At 61.6% G+C, this 17,600-nt stretch carries 16 protein-coding genes; 9 read left to right on the forward strand and 7 right to left on the reverse strand.

All coding sequences use genetic code 11. The annotated features are described in order from the left end of the window. Window positions 1-321: 321 nt before the first annotated feature. Window positions 322-801, reverse strand: coding sequence for a MarR family transcriptional regulator (locus AB0O97_RS09630; RefSeq protein WP_363882019.1), 480 nt, complete (start codon window positions 799-801; stop codon window positions 322-324). Between the two features lie 116 nt (window positions 802-917). On the opposite strand from AB0O97_RS09630, the gene AB0O97_RS09635 reads away from it, so the two are divergent. Beyond that, window positions 918-2,360, forward strand: a complete 1,443-nt coding sequence (locus AB0O97_RS09635; RefSeq protein WP_363882021.1) for an MFS transporter — start codon at window positions 918-920, stop codon at window positions 2,358-2,360. Window positions 2,361-2,593: 233 nt separating this feature from the next. Then, window positions 2,594-3,886: a D-arabinono-1,4-lactone oxidase gene (locus tag AB0O97_RS09640; protein ID WP_363882023.1), complete on the forward strand. Its 1,293-nt coding sequence runs from the start codon at window positions 2,594-2,596 to the stop codon at window positions 3,884-3,886. An 18-nt stretch (window positions 3,887-3,904) separates the two neighbouring features. Here the strand turns inward: AB0O97_RS09640 and AB0O97_RS09645 are convergent, their stop codons facing one another. Beyond that, window positions 3,905-4,318: a hypothetical protein gene (locus AB0O97_RS09645; protein ID WP_363882025.1), complete on the reverse strand. Its 414-nt coding sequence runs from the start codon at window positions 4,316-4,318 to the stop codon at window positions 3,905-3,907. A gap of 247 nt (window positions 4,319-4,565) precedes the next feature. On the opposite strand from AB0O97_RS09645, the gene AB0O97_RS09650 reads away from it, so the two are divergent. Next, window positions 4,566-5,786 (forward strand): PAS domain S-box protein, encoded by a 1,221-nt coding sequence (locus AB0O97_RS09650; protein WP_363882027.1) that lies wholly within the window; start codon window positions 4,566-4,568, stop codon window positions 5,784-5,786. Window positions 5,787-5,803: 17 nt separating this feature from the next. Here the strand turns inward: AB0O97_RS09650 and AB0O97_RS09655 are convergent, their stop codons facing one another. Further along, entirely contained in the window at window positions 5,804-6,388 is a 585-nt protein-coding gene (locus tag AB0O97_RS09655; protein ID WP_363882029.1) for a MarR family transcriptional regulator, read from the reverse strand. Window positions 6,389-6,496: 108 nt separating this feature from the next. Between AB0O97_RS09655 and AB0O97_RS09660 the strand changes: the two genes are divergently transcribed. Further along, window positions 6,497-8,773 carry an MMPL family transporter gene (locus tag AB0O97_RS09660; RefSeq protein ID WP_363882031.1) on the forward strand — a complete coding sequence of 759 codons (2,277 nt, stop codon included), beginning with the start codon at window positions 6,497-6,499 and terminating at the stop codon, window positions 8,771-8,773. Here the strand turns inward: AB0O97_RS09660 and AB0O97_RS09665 are convergent. Then, window positions 8,751-8,978, reverse strand: a complete 228-nt coding sequence (locus tag AB0O97_RS09665) for a PRD domain-containing protein (protein WP_363882167.1) — start codon at window positions 8,976-8,978, stop codon at window positions 8,751-8,753. The genes AB0O97_RS09660 and AB0O97_RS09665 overlap by 23 nt on opposite strands. A 383-nt stretch (window positions 8,979-9,361) precedes the next feature. Next, window positions 9,362-10,216 (reverse strand): HAD-IIB family hydrolase, encoded by an 855-nt coding sequence (locus tag AB0O97_RS09670; protein ID WP_363882033.1) that lies wholly within the window; start codon window positions 10,214-10,216, stop codon window positions 9,362-9,364. 285 nt (window positions 10,217-10,501) lie between these two features. Here AB0O97_RS09670 and AB0O97_RS09675 point away from each other — a divergent pair, with 285 nt between their 5' ends. The 3 genes from AB0O97_RS09675 to AB0O97_RS09685 all read left to right on the forward strand — a co-directional run bounded on the left by AB0O97_RS09675 (window position 10,502) and on the right by AB0O97_RS09685 (window position 13,503). Then, entirely contained in the window at window positions 10,502-12,247 is a 1,746-nt protein-coding gene (locus tag AB0O97_RS09675; RefSeq protein ID WP_363882035.1) for a putative PEP-binding protein, read from the forward strand. A gap of 34 nt (window positions 12,248-12,281) precedes the next feature. Beyond that, the gene (locus AB0O97_RS09680) at window positions 12,282-12,560 is read left to right on the forward strand and encodes an HPr family phosphocarrier protein (protein ID WP_363882037.1); all 279 of its coding nucleotides are present in this window, start codon (window positions 12,282-12,284) and stop codon (window positions 12,558-12,560) included. 229 nt (window positions 12,561-12,789) lie between these two features. After that, on the forward strand, window positions 12,790-13,503 hold the full coding sequence (locus AB0O97_RS09685) for an SRPBCC domain-containing protein (protein ID WP_363882039.1): 714 nt from the start codon (window positions 12,790-12,792) through the stop codon (window positions 13,501-13,503). Between the two features lie 147 nt (window positions 13,504-13,650). Here the strand turns inward: AB0O97_RS09685 and AB0O97_RS09690 are convergent, their stop codons facing one another. Continuing rightward, window positions 13,651-13,911 (reverse strand): metal-sensitive transcriptional regulator, encoded by a 261-nt coding sequence (locus AB0O97_RS09690; protein WP_363882041.1) that lies wholly within the window; start codon window positions 13,909-13,911, stop codon window positions 13,651-13,653. Window positions 13,912-14,217: 306 nt separating this feature from the next. Between AB0O97_RS09690 and AB0O97_RS09695 the strand changes: the two genes are divergently transcribed. Beyond that, window positions 14,218-15,960: an FAD-dependent oxidoreductase gene (locus AB0O97_RS09695; RefSeq protein WP_363882169.1), complete on the forward strand. Its 1,743-nt coding sequence runs from the start codon at window positions 14,218-14,220 to the stop codon at window positions 15,958-15,960. Here the strand turns inward: AB0O97_RS09695 and AB0O97_RS09700 are convergent. Then, a complete protein-coding gene (locus AB0O97_RS09700; protein ID WP_363882043.1) occupies window positions 15,957-17,267 on the reverse strand; it encodes a CAP domain-containing protein in 1,311 nt (436 codons plus the stop codon). The two genes, AB0O97_RS09695 and AB0O97_RS09700, sit on opposite strands and share 4 nt — an antisense overlap. Between AB0O97_RS09700 and AB0O97_RS09705 the strand changes: the two genes are divergently transcribed. Beyond that, a complete protein-coding gene (locus AB0O97_RS09705; RefSeq protein ID WP_363882045.1) occupies window positions 17,266-17,565 on the forward strand; it encodes a hypothetical protein in 300 nt (99 codons plus the stop codon). The genes AB0O97_RS09700 and AB0O97_RS09705 overlap by 2 nt on opposite strands. Window positions 17,566-17,600 lie beyond the last annotated feature (35 nt).

Raw genomic sequence — 17,600 nt, forward strand, 5'->3', positions numbered from 1 at the left:
GCTTGCGGGAAAAGACGGCATTAGACGGCCGTCTTTTCCCGCAAGCGCCGTCCGATGTGGAGCTACCCCACTATTTCGGTGCCCACATGATGAGGCGGGCCACAGCTCATCACCCCGGGTCCACTAAATGGATAGCCATCTCACATAGAGAGAATGGATCTTCACTTTATGTGAATCAACGATTGGTGGGTCTAGCTGGAGAGTCCCATCGCTACTGCCAGCACATTCGTTGATGAACGAGAAGTCCGCTCATGAAGCACGACGGCGGGAGCTTACCTTGAGTGCGAAGGTGGGCTCCCGCCGTCGTACTTCATAGGGAAACTACGGTGAGGGTTGGGAATTGGCGCCGGGTGCTTGTGCTCTGCTGTGGTCTTGTGCTCTGCTGTAGTCCTCGATCGAGGTATTGAAGCGGCGCAAGAGATCCGCGAATTGGTTGACGTCGGCTGCTGGCCAGTCGGCGAGGACTTTGGTGAGTGCACTGATGGAGCGTTCTCGACCGGCCACAAGTTGCCCTTTACCCAGAGTGGTTAGGGAAAATTTGCGGGCGACGCCGCCGTCGTGATCGAGAATCCGTTCCAGGAATCCTGCACGTACTGCGGCAGTGGTTTGACGTTGCAAAGTGGAAGCATCCAGGCGGAAGACTTCACTGAGTTCGCCAATTGACATGGGACCGCTTGCGTCGATTCGGCTGAGCAGCAAATAGACGCTGCGGTCGATTCCCTCTTGACTGCGGTACTGGGCGGCCGTGTAGCGGCTGAGCATCAGCTGTTCATATTCGATATCTGCGATGCGGCGTTGCATAGATTTCCTCCTCGACTACGGCAACTCTAACCCAAATGTGCATCAAGCATATTTGACACTGCATGTGTATAGTACACATCTAGTGCAGGATGCACATTGATCGTTGAAGGGTTCTTTTGTCCAGTTCAGTTTCTCTCCGCCGCCCAGGCTTTTTGACCGGGGTGCTGGCGACCGCGGGCATTGCGTCCTCGTTCACCCAGACCATGGTGGCGCCCCTTATCTCCCAGCTGCCCGGCATCTTTGACGCCTCCCCAGCCAATACGGCGTGGATCATCACGGCAACGCTACTAGCCGGTGCGGTGTCGGTGCCGATCGCAGGCCGCATGGGCGACCTGTTCGGAAAAAAGAAGATGATGCTCCTGCTGACGCTTCCGTTGATTCTTGGCGGCATGGTCTGTGCCGTGGCGCCAACGGTGGAGATCATGATCGCCGGGCGAGCGCTGCAGGGGATTGGAGCAGGGATCGTGCCGCTGGGCATCGCCATGCTGCGGGATCTGGTCCCGAAGGAAAAGCTGTCCTCGGCGATCGCCACGGTCAGCGCCACCTTGGGTGTTGGCGGTGCGATCGGTCTGCCGGTTTCAGCCGCCGTCATTGAGTTTGCCGATTGGCGCGTGCTGTTCTGGGCCAGTGCGGCCGCCACACTGCTGGTCGCTATCGCGATCTTTTACTTCATTCCATCCACCCCGGCCGGTGCCGCCGGTCAACGCTTCGACGGTCTGGGTGCCCTGGGCCTGGCGATCGCTCTGATCTCACTGATTCTCGCAGTATCGAAGGGCTCCGGCTGGGGCTGGACCTCAACCACCACGCTTGGCCTGTTTGCTTTGGCGGCCGTTTCCTTCGTGCTGTGGGGCTTCTGGGAGACGCGCACCAAAGATCCACTCGTGGATCTGCGCACCACGGTCCGTCCGCGCGTGTTGTTGACCAATATCGCCTCCATCTTCGTAGGTTTTGGCATGTACGCGAGCATGCTCGTCATGCCCCAAATTCTGCAATTGCCAGGCTCCACTGGGTACGGTCTTGGCCAATCCATCCTCGCCGCCGGCCTGTGGCTGGCCCCTCCTGGGCTGATGATGATGTTCCTTTCACCCGTTGGTGGACGATTGAGCAACAAGCGCGGCCCGAAGTTCACCTTGGTGCTGGGTGTCTCGATTCTCGCGCTCGGGTACGTTGTCGGTGTGGTCGGAATGGGTACCACGTGGGGGATTCTGGCAACAGGTTTGGTCATCAACAGCGGCGTGGCTCTGGCCTACGGGGCCATGCCGTCCATCATCCTGAGTGCGGTGCCGCGCAGTGAGACCGCATCCGCCAACGGCTTCAATACGCTCATGCGCTCACTCGGTACCACCATCGGAGCCGCCGTTATTGGTCTGGTTCTGGCTCAGATGACCATACCGCTGGGCGGGGTGGATGTCCCCTCCGAAGCTGGATTCCGGACCGCTCTGCTGATCGGCGCCGGTGTCTCGGTGTTGGCGGCCATCATCGCCGCGTTCATCCCGGCCGCCAAGGCGAAGCTTGCCGAGCCGGCGCTGGAGAAGGAGCTCGTGTCCGCAGGGAAGTAGTTCTGCTTTTCGTGGGATTTTTCTGAGCATATTTTTTCAATGTTCGACGGCGGGCCGGCTCACCTTGGTGGGCTGACCCTTTTCGCGCCCGAAAATTGGCGGTACGTGACGCACGGGCCGTGGTGGCCGCGCACTTTCCGAGGAACTCGCAGCATAGGCAAGGACCGCAATATTTGATATGTTGTGAGTCACATCAAATTGTTTTCTTTCGAGCTAGGACCCGTGGAATGACCATGCAGCAGACACCAGACACCCTCGAGGAAAGCGCCCAAGAAAGCAACTGGGCAGGCAACCACCACTACCGCGCCACGGAGATTCACCATCCAGAATCGGAAGCCGAAGTGCAAGCCCTGGTGCGCGGCGCCAGCTCGGTTCAGGCGCTGGGCTCCAGGCACTCCTTCAACGCCATTGCCGACAGCGCCGGTATCCAGATCTGCTTGGATAAGATGCCCGTTGCCGTCCGCATCGACGAAGCAGCCATGACCGTCACGGTTGGTGGCGGTAGCAGCTACGGGGCTTTGGCTGTGGAGCTGGCAGCTCACGGATTCGGACTGACAAACCTAGCCTCCTTGCCGCACATTTCGGTGGCCGGCGCCATCGCCACGGCCACCCATGGTTCAGGAGATAACAACGCAAACTTGGCGGCCGACGTCGTAGCTCTGCGCTTGGTGGACGGCACCGGCGAGATTCACTCCGTGAGTCGTGCCGAGACGCCGGATTTTCCCGGATACGTGGTGGGTCTGGGTGCGCTGGGCATCGTGACCGAGGTGACGCTGAGCATTGTGCCCACGTACTCGGTGGCCCAGCACGTCTACCTTGGCCTCGATTGGGACGCGCTGCTGGCGGATTACGATGCCGTCACCTCCCGGGCGTACTCGGTCAGCCTGTTCACGGACTGGAGCGGCGACACCGTGGGGCTGGCCTGGTTCAAACAAAAAATTGGCGACGGCCGAACCGGCGATTACCCCACAGAATTGCTGGGTGGGACAGCGGCGACTGAGGGTATGCACCCGGTGCCGGGAGTCTCAGCCGTGCACAGCACTCAGCAGCTGGGAGTAGCAGGGCCGTGGCAGGACCGCCTCTCGCATTTTCGAATGGAGTTCATGCCCAGCGCCGGCGAGGAGATCCAGAGTGAATACCTCATTGATAGGAGCCATGCCGTTCCAGCGATCAAAGCTCTACGCGCCCTCAGCGCCGTGATTACGCCGCTGCTGCAGGTGGGCGAGATTCGCTCCATCGCGGCCGACGACCTCTGGCTCAGCGCCGCCCAAGGCCGCGATAGTGTGGCCTTCCACTTCACCTGGTTCCGCGATCAGGCCGCCGTCGAAGCTGTGGTGAAGGTGGTGGAGGAAGCGCTGGCTCCCTTCGCTGCCCGCCCGCACTGGGGCAAGGTGTTCGACGCCGATGCCTCCTCGCTGGCGCCGCTCTACCCGCGCTTTGACGACTTCAAGGCGCTGGCGCGGCGACTGGATCCCGAAGGGAAGTTCCGCAACGAGTTCCTGCAGCGGGCGGTGTTCGGGGCGTAGCTGGCGGAGCGGGCCCCGTCACCCAACCGCCTTTGTCAGTAATGCCACGAGCTTCTTCTGGTCGGCGGCCTTCAGCTTCGTCACGGCGTAGGCGTTGGGCCAGAGGTTGCCGTCGTCCAGTTGCGCATCGGGCTGGAAGCCAATGGTGGCGTACCTGACCTTGAACTTGGCCGCGGCCTGGAAGAACACCACTACCTTGCCGTCGGCATTTGTGTAAGCAGGCATCCCGTACCAAGTCTTCGCGCCCAAGGAGGTGTGTTCCTGAACCAGGCTGTGTAGAGTCTGTGCCAGTTCCTGATCCGTGCCGGTCATGTCCGCGATGGCAGTCAAACACGCGGCCTCGAGGTCCGCACCAGCCTTTGCGGCCTTGGCCTCGGCAGCAGCGGCTCGCATCGCTGTCTTTTCTTCTTTGTTAAAGGTGGTGTTGACCATGGGAGCCTGTCCTTATCTTTGGGTTGCGTGGTTCGCTCTATGCACCCAACACTAGGTGGCCGCCGTCGTCCTTGCTTCTTGAATCCTGCTCCGTTCTCAACCGCGCCACAATCCACCACGCACGCTCGCCTTCCCTCGATTCCACCACTGTGCCAGGCACCGCACGGGCGGGTATTTTCAAACGGGTGTATATTGCGAATCAAGCGCCCGCCCACGTGCGGACGGAACCTCCGCGAAGGGGCGGTCCATGTCGCCGAAGCAGCTCGGCATCGATTCCTGGCCCCAGAATGTGGCGGCCCGCCTACTGGATTTAAGCGTTGATCTTTCCTGCGTCATCGGTTTCGATGGGCACTTCCGTGAGGCTGCCGGGGACTGGGAAGGCCTGCTCGGCTGGACCCCCACCGAGATGCTCTCGCTATCCCTCACCGATCTCATGTACGACGCCGATGCTGTCGCGACTTTTGCGGACCTGGAGAGTATTCGCGCAGGTTCGGCAGCGGTCCGCTTCCAAAACCGAGTCCGGGCTAAGGACGGAACCCTCCGCTGGCTGTTGTGGACCGTGACCGCGATACCGGTAGAGCAGGCGTACCGGGCGGTGGCCTGTGATGTGACCCCCGGGCACGACGCCGAAGCGCTGGTGCTGGAAAGTGAGCGGCGCTATCAGGACCTCATTGAATCAGCGCACGATATTGTTCAGAGCATTCTGCCCGACGGGCACTTCCAATTCGTCAATCGGGCATGGCATGAACTGCTCGGGTACACGACTGAAGAACTTCCGGGGCTGACTCTGTTCGACATTGTGGACAAGGTGGATCACGATCACTGCACACTGTTGATTGGGCAGCTCATGAGCGGAATGTCCTTTGACAGTGTGGAGGTCACCTTTGTGGCCAAGGACGGGCACACCTTCCCTGTTGAGGGGAATGCCACTGGGCGGTTCCGCGAGGGAGAGTACGTTGCCACTCACACCTTCTTCCGCGATGTCAGTGACCGCAAACAGGCCCAAGCGCTGACAGCCGCCTACCAGCACCAGCTAGAGGACGAGGTGGCCGAACGCTCCAACATCAACGTCCGCTGCGGCGTCTCCATTGATTCGCTGGAAGGCACGGACCGGCTGGAGGGTGTGCTGATTCGCGGTGGTGAGGGTTCGGGTGCGGCGGGTTCTGGTGCCCCGGAGTTGCTGCCCGCCTCGGCGTTGTTTGTATTCATCGGGGCATCCCCGCGCACCGATTGGCTGCCGCCGCAGGTCCTGCGCGATTCCCGCGGCTTCATCCTCACGGGTCCCGCCTTGGGCGATCAACACCACCAAACCGCCGATGGCGACCGCGATCCGTTCCTATACGAAACCAGCGCCGCAGGAGTCTTTGCCGTAGGGGATGTGCGGGCCGGTTCGCTCAAACGCGTCGCTTCCGCGGTGGGGGAGGGCTCGGTCGCCGTGCAGTTTGTGCACCAGGTGCTTCGGAGTTAAGAGGCCGTTTTATGGCTTCAGTCCGCAGTGGCACCGGGCTGTGCCCAAGGCTGGTCAGTGATGGAGATCTGTTCCGTCATGTCGTCGAGGAACCGGATCACCACCTCGCGCTCTTCAGGGGTGAGCCGCGCGGCCGAATAAAACCGTTTTGACTGCTGGCGGCCCACGGTGTCCATGGCGGCGTCGTGCGTTTTGCTGGTAATGGCGATGGCCAAAGCTCGTCGGTCACTGGGGTGCGGTGACCGGGTGATGTGCTGTGCGCGTTCCAATCTGTCCAACAATTTAGTGGTGGACGCCGTCGAAATTTTCAGGTGCGCGGCAATGGCTCCGGGGGTTGCTATGGTCCCGGTGTTGGCTGAAACAATGAGGTAATGCAGGGCTCGCATGTCCGTCTGATTCAACTTCATGTACTTCAGAGATGCATCGGAAAGCTGTTGTTCTGCTTCACGCAACCGTCCCAGTGCCGCCATCACGGCACCCACTTGACGCACCTCTGCAGGGTCCATAGTGCTGCGATCCACGAGCTTGCCCGCAGGGTCGCTGGAGTCGACGTCGTAGATGCTCGGCGGCAACGGTGTATGTGTTGCCTCGGTACTTTCCATAGAAAGATTCTATCCTGCTTGAGGTATATCCGCTTCAGCTTTTTACATGTTAGGATATTTGCTAGCTAAACTAGATTAATTTATGACGCGATCACGGAGAATAGGGACATGAGTTCAGGACACAAGAAAGCAACGAGAAGCGTGCACAAGCCGCTACCCACCGTGGCGAGGTGGCTACGCATTCTTCTGCCGTCGCTACTGATCATTGTGTGGCTCGCGGGGGCTGCCGTAGGTGGTCCGTACTTTGGCCGCATTGGTGAAGTGTCCTCCAATGACCCCACAGCGTTTCTACCCACATCCTCGGATGCCACCCAGGTTCAGAAAATCCTCACGGAATTCCGCGATTCGGATGAGATCCCTGCAATCGTGGTCTTCTCTGGAACGGAAAAGCTCACAGAGGGCCAGATTCAGGAAATTTCGGCGGATGTTAAATCTCTGACGGAGATTGAAGGGGTTTCCGCGGATATTTCCCCGGCAATCCCCTCAGCTGACGGCGTTGCGCTGCAGGCGTTCGTGCCCATCCAGGGAGACTCCGAAATAGCTGATGTGGTCTCTGAGATTGGTGACACTCTGCGGGCCACTGCGCCCGACGGCGTTAGCGTTCACGTCACCGGACCTGCCGGATTCACTGCGGATCTGTCCAACGGTTTTGCCGGTATCGACGGCATTTTGCTCGGTGTGGCGCTACTGGCCGTGCTGGTGATCCTGATTCTTGTCTACCGATCTCTGCTCCTGCCTGTGGCCGTGTTGGCCACCAGCATGTTTGCCTTGTGCGTGGCGTTGTTGAGTGTCTGGTGGCTAGCTAAGGCTGATGTGTTCACTCTGAGTGGGCAAACTCAGGGGATTCTGTTCATTTTAGTGATTGGTGCGGCAACGGACTATTCGCTGCTCTACGTTGCTCGTTACCGTGAAGAGCTGCGTACCACTCGTGATAAGTGGGTTGCCACCGTGTCAGCCGTCAAGCGCTCCATCGAGCCCATTGCCGCCTCCGGTGGCACGGTGATTGCAGGGCTTTTGTGCTTGCTGCTCAGCGACCTGAAGTCCAACAGCACCCTGGGACCCGTTGCCGCCATCGGTATTGTCTTCGCCATGCTCTCGGCTCTGACCCTCTTGCCGGCACTACTCTTTGCCTTTGGTCGCTCCGCCTTCTGGCCTCGCCGTCCCAAGTACGAGCCGGAAGTTGTTGCTGCCGAGCACGGTCAACCGTCCACGGGCCTGTGGGTTAAATTGGCCCGCGTCATTAAGCGCCGCCCTCGGATCATCTGGGTTGTCACCGCACTGATCCTGCTGGTGGGAGCCATGGGTGCCACTCAACTCAACGCCAGCGGTGTTCCGCAGTCTGACCTAGTGCTGGGTGCCTCCGAGGCCCGCGACGGTCAAGCTGTGCTGGGCCAGCATTTCCCCGGCGGTACCGGTAGCCCGGCCCAAGTAGTTGTTCCGCAAGCCGAACTGCAGAAGACAGCTGATGTGCTGCTGGGTCTGGACGGAGTTGACGGCGTCACCGTGCTCGCAGCCGACTCTCCAAGTGGTTCAGCTACGGTCACCGCCAGCGGCATCACGGCCTTTGGCCCTCCCGGTACACCTGCCCCTGCACCCACAGTGGTTGACGGCAAGGTCATGCTGCAAGGAACCTTGAGTGCAGCTGCCGATTCTGATGCTGCGGCAGATGTAGTGCTGAATTTGCGTGAAGCGCTGGATCCGGTTGTACCGGATGCTCTGGTGGGTGGCGTTACCGCTACAGCCATTGACACCAACGTTGCCTCCATTCATGACCGCAACTTGATCATCCCCGTTGTCCTAGCGGTCATCTTACTCATTCTGATGCTGCTGCTACGTTCCGTGCTGGCTCCGGTCCTTCTGATTTTGACGACGGTGCTGTCCTTCGGTACGGCCTTGGGTGTTGCTGCGCTGGTCTTCGACGGCATCTTCAAGTTCCCCGGAGCTGATCCCGCGGTGCCACTCTTTGGGTTCATCTTCCTCGTGGCCCTGGGCATTGATTACAACATCTTCTTGATGACTCGTGTCCGGGAGGAATCCCTCAAACACGGCACTCGTGACGGGATCATCCGTGGGCTGGTGATCACCGGTGGTGTCATCACCTCGGCCGGTCTGGTGCTCGCAGCCACCTTCTCCGCATTGGCCGTGATTCCGATCCTGTTCCTGGCGCAGATTGCCTTCATCGTGGCGTTCGGCGTGCTGCTCGATACCTTCGTGGTGCGCTCGATTCTGGTGCCGGCGCTGACCTACGATATTGGTCAGAAGATCTGGTGGCCCTCGAAGCTCTCACGCATGACGGACGCGCAAGTTGCCGAGGCTGAGGCCGCTTCCGATCTTGCCGATGATGCGGGTGCGGCGAAGGCGTTTACGCCCGGTTCTCATCCATGAGTCGAGCCACGTGGAGTGTCAGGTAGGTGGCCTCGTCCTCGGACAGGGCTTCGCCTAATCTGAGTTCGAGGACGCTTTGCAGCTTGATCGCAATGGCGTAGGCCTCCGGATAGGAATCGCGGATGGCGGAGCCCAGCTTGCCGGCGCCTTCCTCCAGCTGTTTCCCGGAGGCGGCCCGCACAAAGAAATAGCGCAGGTGCGTGATGCGCTTTCGCGAGTCTCAGGTCTTGCCTCGTTTCCGAGTAACAATCCTTACAGGCAACATTGCCTGCACGGTGTACGTTACACGTGATAGCTGTCAGGGCAACTTGGGTGGGTTTTGGTGGTTTTTGGGTCTGGCGGTGTTGGGCGGGGGTCGGTCGTTGCGACTTTGGGGAGGGTGGCTTTAGCTATGCGCACCCCGCGGTAGGTGGGGACGCGATTCTTTGAAAGTATGGCAGCTGCAGCGCGTGCGGTTGCGCATAACTAAAGACTTGGCAGGGTGGCTTAATTATGCGCACCCCGCGGTCGGTGGGGACGCGCATAAGTCACAGTGGTGGGTCGGAGCAGTGAGCTCGCCGCTTAGCTGAAGGTCTAGAGCAAGCCGCGCTACAGCAAGCCAAGTTCGGCAAACGCGGCCGCGATCCCGTTCCGGCTGGGAGGCAAGGCTGTACGGTCGGCGATGGCCAAAAGTTCGGCGGAGGAACCCTCAATTGCTACGCCGAGCCCGGCGTAGGCGAGCATTTCAAGATCGTTTTGCCCGTCGCCAAAGGCGATGGAATCCGCGCGGTCGATCCCGAAGTGGGCGAGGGCGGCAGCAACGCCGTCGGCCTTGGAAATACCGCGCTGGAACAGCTCGCCAGCGTGCGGGCCTTCGGCGGCAATGGAATTCGCCACGACGTCGATGTCGCTGCCAATCTGGGCCACCAACTCCGCCATGGGGATGGGGGATTCAAAGACCGAGATTTTCGCGAAAGCTGCGGTGCTGCCCTGATCCAACGATTTGAGGTGGCCGATGATCGAGGAGGAACCGGCTGCGGCTCCCTCTGGAGCATTCTCGTAGTGAGCTGCGACGTGGGCGCGCAAGCGGGCTTCGGCGGCGGGGCGAACATACACGGCGTCGGGGGATTCGAGGATGTAAACGGCGTCGTGCTCGTCGAGGGCGGCGAGGGCGCGGGTGGCCAGGTCGGTCGGGAAACCGTTGTTGACGAGGATCTCGCCGTTGATTTCCAGGTACGCGCCGGCGCTGGCAACGATGCCGTCGAATCCTGCGCCGAGGATGCTTTGCGGCAGCATCGCCATGGGCCGGCCGGTGCAGATCAGCACCTTGTGCCCGGCGGCGCGGGCATCCCGGACGGCCTGCACATGGGCCTCCGGGACCACTCCATAATCCGCGTAGGTGCCGTCAACGTCTAGGAAGATGGCGTGGAAGGTTTTGGTGGGGGCGTTTGGCTCAGCGTTCATGATCAGGGAGTCTACCGCCGGGGACAGGAATGATATGTTCGACGGCGGTGCTCGCCAGTGTTCGACGCCCGTGTGGGCCAGGTGATGGGCGCCGCCCGCCAACCCGCCCGTCAACCTGCTCGCCAACCACGGATTTGACGTGCTTCACGTTCATTGCGCACACTGGAGACGGACATGTAACCGGGCAACTGGGCAGGATCCGAATGGTTGAGCCACTCTTGGCTCGGTATTCGGGTCCTTTTTTATTTTCCACTGTGCACGGTTCGGCGGACTCAAGGAGCAGAAATGAACAATGGCGTCTCAGCAGCAGCTACCCTGCCGCAACAATTTTCCGGAGTGGGCGTAGCCCCGGGCCGTGTTCTGGGCCTGGTTCGGCAAATGCCCAAAGCCATTGCCGAACCAGACGCTGGCGAAGTGGCCCCGGCAGGGTCATCAATCGAAGAGCAGGCCCAACGCATCAAGGATGCAGGCAAGGCCGTCCGGGCAGAATTGCAGGCGCGTGCCGCAGCCGTGACCGGCGAAGGCCGTGAAGTCCTCGAAGCCACAGCCCTGATGGCCTCCGACCCCATGCTCATCAAGGGCGCCATCAAATTGCTGTCGGCAGAGGCTCCCGGCGGGGCACGTACTGCAGAGCGTGCCGTCTGGGAGTCCGGCGCCAAGGTTGCCGAAACCCTCACCGCATTGGGCGGCTACATGGCCGAGCGCGCCACCGACGTCCTGGATGTCCGGGGCCGCATCGTGGCGGAACTGCGCGGTCTCCCCGCACCCGGCATCCCCGTCGCGGAGGCTCCGTTCATTCTTGCCGCAGAGGACCTTGCACCCGCGGACACCGCAACCTTGGACCCGGCCAAAGTCATCGCGCTGATCACCTCCAGCGGCGGCCCGCAATCGCACACGGCCATCTTGGCCCGAGCACTGGGCCTGCCTGCTGTGGTGGCGGCCTCTGGCGTTGACGCACTGGCCGATGGCACCGAAGTGTATGTGGACGGCGCCGCCGGATCCATCACTGCCGAGCCCAGCGGGGAGCAGCGTGTGGCCGCGGCGGCGTGGTCCGTGCAGGCCTCCGCGCTGTCCGCCTTCACGGGCAACAACACGCTGGCCGACGGCGTTCACCTCCCCTTGCTGGCCAACGTCGGCACCGGGGCGGACGCCATCAAGGCAGCAGCCGCCGGAGCCGAAGGTGTAGGCCTGCTGCGCACCGAATTCTGCTTCCTGGACCGCGTCGAAGAGCCCACGGTGGAGGAGCAGATTCAGGCTTATGGTGCCGTGTTTGCGGCGTTCCCAGGCAAGAAAGTGGTGGTGCGAACCCTCGATGCAGGCGCCGACAAGCCGCTGCCGTTCCTCACCAACGCGGACGAGCCCAACCCCGCCCTGGGTGTGCGCGGATACCGTACCGACCTCACATCTCCGGGCGTTTTGGCCCGTCAGCTGGAGGCCATCGCCGCCGCTGAGGCTGCCAACGCGGCCGAGGTTTGGGTCATGGCACCCATGATTTCCACCGCGGATGAGGCTGCGCAGTTTGCGTCGATGTGTGCCGTGGCGGGCCTGAAAACTCCCGGCGTCATGGTGGAAGTGCCTTCCGCCGCGCTGACCTCCGCCACGGTGTTGCGCGAGGTTGCCTTCGCCTCACTCGGCACCAATGACCTCACCCAGTACGCCATGGCTGCCGACCGCCAGCTCGGCCCCCTCGCCACGCTCAACGATCCTTGGCAGCCAGCCGTCCTAGCGCTGGTCAAAATGACGGCCGACGGCGCCTCCCTCGCCAGTGCTGCCACGGGCGCGCCCAAGCCAGTGGGTGTGTGCGGTGAAGCTGCCGCGGACCCGGCCCTCGCCGTCGTGCTTACCGGACTTGGCGTGACGAGCCTGTCCATGAGTGCCCGCGCGCTGGCCGCCGTATCCGCCGTGCTAAAAACCGTCACGATGGAGCGGGCGCAGCAGCTGGCCGGGCTGGCGCTGACCGCGCCGAACGCCACCGCTGCCCAGGCCGATGTGCGCGCAGAATTGCCCATCCTGGCCGAGCTCGGCCTCTAACTATTCACGCAAGAAATCTACTGTAGGAGCCCCCATGTCTGAACGTATTGCCACCGTTGCCAGCAGCGTCGGCCTGCACGCCCGCCCCGCCGCGATCTTCGCCGAAGCCGCCGCGGAGTTGGACGTGGAGGTCACGATCGCCATGGAAGGCGAGCCCGCCGAGGACGCCATGGACGCCGCCAGCATCCTCTCGCTCATGAGCCTGGGTGCCGCACATGGTGACCGCGTGGTTCTCCGCGCCGAAGGTCCCGGCGCGGACGAGGCACTGGAAACTCTTGCCACCATCTTGGAAACGGATCACGACGCAGCTTGAGCCATCCGGCCAGGAAAACGTCTGCGCAAACCGTCCCCGAAGTGCGCAACCCCAAACGCCTACAGTATTCAGTGTTGACCGCTAAATACTGGGGCGTTTGCCGTTAGTGGACGTAAGGTGAAAGAGCGCTAAACAGTGGGGACGCCGGGCCAGGAAGCCGCTGGTCTGTCCGTCCCCGACGGTGGTCCCATCCAGTGCCAGCGCGCCCAGTCGCATTGAGGAGAACAGCATGGCCAAGGAATTCAAGATTGTGCACGAGTCCGAGATTGAGGGCACGCCGGCGGAGGTTTTTGACGCGGCGACGCAGGGCACCTCGGGCTGGATGTGGCCCATGGAGATCGAGCCGAAACTTGGCGGCGCGGGCCCCTTCGGCAGCACCGTGACCGTGTGGGATCCGCCGCACCGCTTCTCCAACCGCATGGATGGCGAGGGCGGTTTCTTCAACCAGCTGGACTACGACATCTCCGAACTTCCCGATGGCAAATCCTGGCTGCGCTATGTTCACAGCGGCGTGTTCTTCGAGGATTGGGACAATCAGTACGACGGCGCGTCCCAGCACACCGCGTTCTACCTGCATACATTGGGCCAGTACGTGCAGTATTTTGCCGGGCGCCAGGCCGCGTTCGCGGACGTTCAGGGACCGGCGGCATCGTCTGCGCCGGATGCCCTGGAAACCGTCAAAGCCGCCCTAGGAATTCACGACGCCGGAGCTGGCGGACACGTTTCCCTCACCAGTGCGGGCCTCGGCTTAGTGGACGCGGAGGTGGATTATTTGGACCAGAACTTCGTGGGGTTGCGCACCGAGGATGCCATGATTCGCTTCTTTGGCCGCAACGCCTTTGGCGCCGTGGTGGGGCTGACCGTGCACCTCTTCGCTGAAGGCGCGGAGGCGGAACCTGCCGGTGCTGCGTGGGGTGCTTGGCTGAACGGGCTGTACGCCTAACAGTGGTCAATTACGACTCATAACCACTGGCGATGACCGGCGAGCCACTCGGGAGGAGGGCGAGGAGGCTCGCTCGAGTGTCGCGTCCAAATCTTCGAACGCCAGTTTGCTGGGGTCAGTGACGCTAAGCTCGCAACCCCTGATCCGCTAGGCCAGAGACAAGAACAACTTTTCCAGCTTTCCGCTGTCTAGTTCTTCACTTTGCCCCGATGTCAGGCACTCCTTCAAGCTGCTGGCAACTAAACCAAATCCAGCACGGTCAAGTGCTTTTCCGACCGCGGCCATCTGCGTGACGATGTCTTCGCAATCGCGGCCCTCTTCAAGCATGCGAATGATGCCGGCCAATTGGCCATTGGCTCGGCGGAGCCGATTGATGATTGGCTTTGACGCTTCCTCAGACAGTTGCATGATGCTCCTTGCGCTTTGATGTCGTTTTGACAGCATACCCCAGGGGGTATGTATTCTGGAAACATCAGATACCCATGGGGGTATCCAAGATGAGGAGAATAACTATGTGCCGTGCCGTGAAATGCCGTTCCTGTAACAAGACCACTTGGGCGGGCTGTGGCAGTCACGTGGATGATGTGATGCGCCATATTCCGAAGCCGGAGCGCTGCTCCTGCGATCCGAATGCGCCCAAAGCGGCCAGTGAAAATCCCGGCTGGTTCGCCAAGCTCTTCGGCGGAAAGTAGCAACGCCGTGACCTCGAATCAATTGCGCGTTGTCATCGTCGGAGGTGTTGCCGGTGGCATGTCTGCCGCCACCCGCCTGCGCCGAAATGACGAAAATGCCCACATCACGGTTTTTGAACGCGGCGAACATGTCTCCTTCGCCAACTGCGGACTGCCCTATCACGTGGGCGGAGTCATTGTGGAGCGTGAGGCTTTGCTGCTGCAAAGCCCGCAATCGCTGAAGTCCCGTTTCAATATCGATGTGCATACTCGCCATGAGGTCACCGCCGTGAATGCGGCCCAAAAGACCGTGACCGTCCGCAACCTCCTTACCGGCGAGAGTTTTGAGCAGGCCTACGATGCCCTCGTCTTGTCCACCGGCGCCAAGCCAGTGCTGCCCGATTTGCCCGGAATTGAGCGTGCCCATACCCTGCGCGACGTAGCCGATGTGGATGCCATCATGGCTGAACTTACGGCTATGGAGGCCGGTTCCAGCGTGCCCTTGCATGCAGCGATTCTCGGCGGCGGTTTCATTGGTCTGGAGTTGGCTGAAAACCTTGCCCTGAGAGGTGTGGAAGTGATCCTGTTGCAATCAGGACCGCAGATCCTGGCCCCGCTGGATCCCGAAATGGTGGTGCCCCTGGTGGAGCGGCTCATGGCCAACGGCGTGAAGGTCCGCACCAATGCGCACACGGCGACCGTGGAGAAGTACGACATCATCCTCACCGACGGAACGCGCATCGCCGCGGATCTAGTGATCACGGCCGTTGGCGTGCGTCCTGAAAGCTGGTTGGCGAAGGCTGCCGGCTTGGCGGTGGGAACCCACGGGGGAGTGGTTGTGGACGAGTCGCAGCGGACCAGTGACCCGTTCATTTACGCGGTGGGTGACGCGGCAGAAAAGCGCGACGCCGTATCCGGAGAGCCAACGCTGGTGCGTCTGGCACAAACGGCGAACTGGCACGGGCGCCTCGTGGCGGACGTCATCACGGGCCGGGCTGTGCGTTCGGCCGCGGTCCTGGGCACCGCCGTCGTCGGTGTCTTTGGCCTGACCGCAGCCATGAGCGGCTGGAATGAGAAGCGGCTGCGGGCTGCTGGGCGTCCGTACCGGGCTATTCATTCGCACCCGGCAAACCATGCTGGCTACTACCCGGGCGCCAGCCAAATGTCGCTGAAACTGCTAGTGGATCCGGTCACGGACGCCATTCTTGGCGTACAGGGCGTGGGCGGGGACGGTGTGGATAAGCGGATCGACGTCATCGCGACAGCAATGCGCGCAGGCATGACCGCCAGCGAACTTGCCGACCTGGAGCTGGCTTATGCGCCGCAATTTGGCTCGGCCAAGGACCCCGTGAACATGCTCGGGATGATTGCCGACAACCTTGCCGCGGGCGTAGTGAACACCGTGCAATGGCACGAACTTTCCCACGCAGTGGCGGCCGGTGCGCACCTCATTGACGTGCGCACCGCCGGTGAATTCGCCGCCGGAGCCATTGCTGGCGCGGTCAATATTCCGGTGGACGAGCTGCGTGAACGATACGGCGAGCTGCTTGCTGGACCGTTGGTGGTCCACTGCGCCGTGGGCCAGCGCGGCAATACGGCGGCGCGGATTCTGGCGCAGCTGGGCTTCACCGTCAGCAATCTCGACGGCGGATTTATCACCTGGCACAGGGGGATGCGGGCCCAGCTCTCGATGGGCGGGGCGGTCTTCGGGGCTGCGGCCGGAGCTGCAGATGCGGATTCTACAGACGCCGAGTCCCCGGCACTGCAAGCGACCCTGGGCTCCTAGCTACCCAGCTTCAGTGCCGACCAGCCACCGGTACCGATCTGCAACCTAGAACCCCAAGAGTTGCGCAGGATCGGGTAGTACAAGAGATTCCCGCTCGACGAGCGGGCAAGAACGCCGTAACTGCCCGCGCCTGTGTGACCGGCAATGCCGGAAAGGTGGGTCATGGAGCCCCACCCGGTTCCCACTACGCGGCGGCTTTCACTCATGAATCCACCGGAGCCATTGCCGCGGTAGAGCAGCAACTGTCCAGCCGAGGTGCGAGCCAGTAAATCCTGCTTTTTATCGCCATCAAAATCGGCGGCAATGATGGTCAAGGAACCCCAACCATTGCCGATCTGCTGACGTGCGCCGAAACGAACGCCGTCAAGATTTGGGTAGAGGAAGAGCTGTCCGCTTGTACGGCTTTTCGCGACGATCGATGGGTATACCGAGCCCGATTTCCACTTCGTGATGACCACGTCAAAAGGTCCCCATCCTGAACCGATCTTTTGGGCAGCCTTCAAGGTGCCGTTTGCCTGGCCGAAGCTGACAGTGAGCCGGCCATCGGTCCAGATTGCAACGAGGTCTTGGATGCCATCGTTGTTGTAGTCCACCACTGTCAACTGTTGAACTCCTGACCAACCTGCGGAGATGAACTTGCTCTTCCACAAATCACCGCCCTTGGCTGAGGGGTAGACGTACAGGCTGCCGGCGGAGTTGACGGCTGCGATGTCGCCTGCTGCAAAGACAGGAACGGGGCTTGGTGCCGGCTTCGTCGGCGTCGGGGTGGGTGTAGGTGTCGGGGCGGGCGCCGGAGTTGTTGGAGACGGGGTAGGCGTTGTTTTGGCCGGGTACCTAGTCAAATTGCCCGCGACCACGGTCATGCCACTCCAGCCGGCCTTGGTGGTTTTGACGTAGCCCAGCCCAAGGTCAGTGAATCGTTTATCCATGAGAGCTGCGCGGTGGCCGGGGGAGTTCATCCACCAGTCAACAATCTGTTCGGCCGTGTTGTTGATGCCGATAATTTCCGAGTACGTGTCAAAGCCGCCCGGGAGGATGGAGGCGCCGTAGTCCGGACGGTGCAGCTTGTTCATATCCAAGGTGTCAGCGTTGATCTGCCCGTTCAGCTTCAGGACCCATTCTTGCGAGCCGGCGCTAATGGCCGTGTTCAAAACTAACGGGGCTGCGCCGTTTTGGGCCCGGTACATATTGGCCCTCGCCACGACCTTTGCAACAAATGTGTCTTTGGCATCGGGGACGTAAATGCCGGACAGCGCCCGAGCGAGGGGGCTCTTGGCAGGTGCCGTAGCTGCGGGGTCGGCCGTCATGATGGGCGACGACGAGGCAACGGCCGCCGCCGTTCCGCCACCCGGACTGGTAACCAGCGGCGCCGGCGCGGCAGAAGCGGCAGGCGAGGGATCCGGCGTCGTAGGTGGGGATGAAGAGGGTGCGGCGGAAGCGGCCGGTGTTGGGCTCGGCGGGGCCGTCGGGGATTCTGCCAGGGCGGGGGACAACCCCGAGACAGCCAGGACGGCCGACGCCGCCACGGCGCACAGCAGAGAAGCAATTTTTCGCAAGATATCCCCCAGGGACGGCGATGGATTGAACGCATCCTCGAGACAATGATGCGTTTTCATACTATCGGTGGCGTCAAGATCTGT

Origin of the sequence: Specibacter sp. NPDC078692, assembly GCF_040686835.1 — a bacterium.
Taxonomy (GTDB): domain Bacteria; phylum Actinomycetota; class Actinomycetes; order Actinomycetales; family Micrococcaceae; genus Specibacter.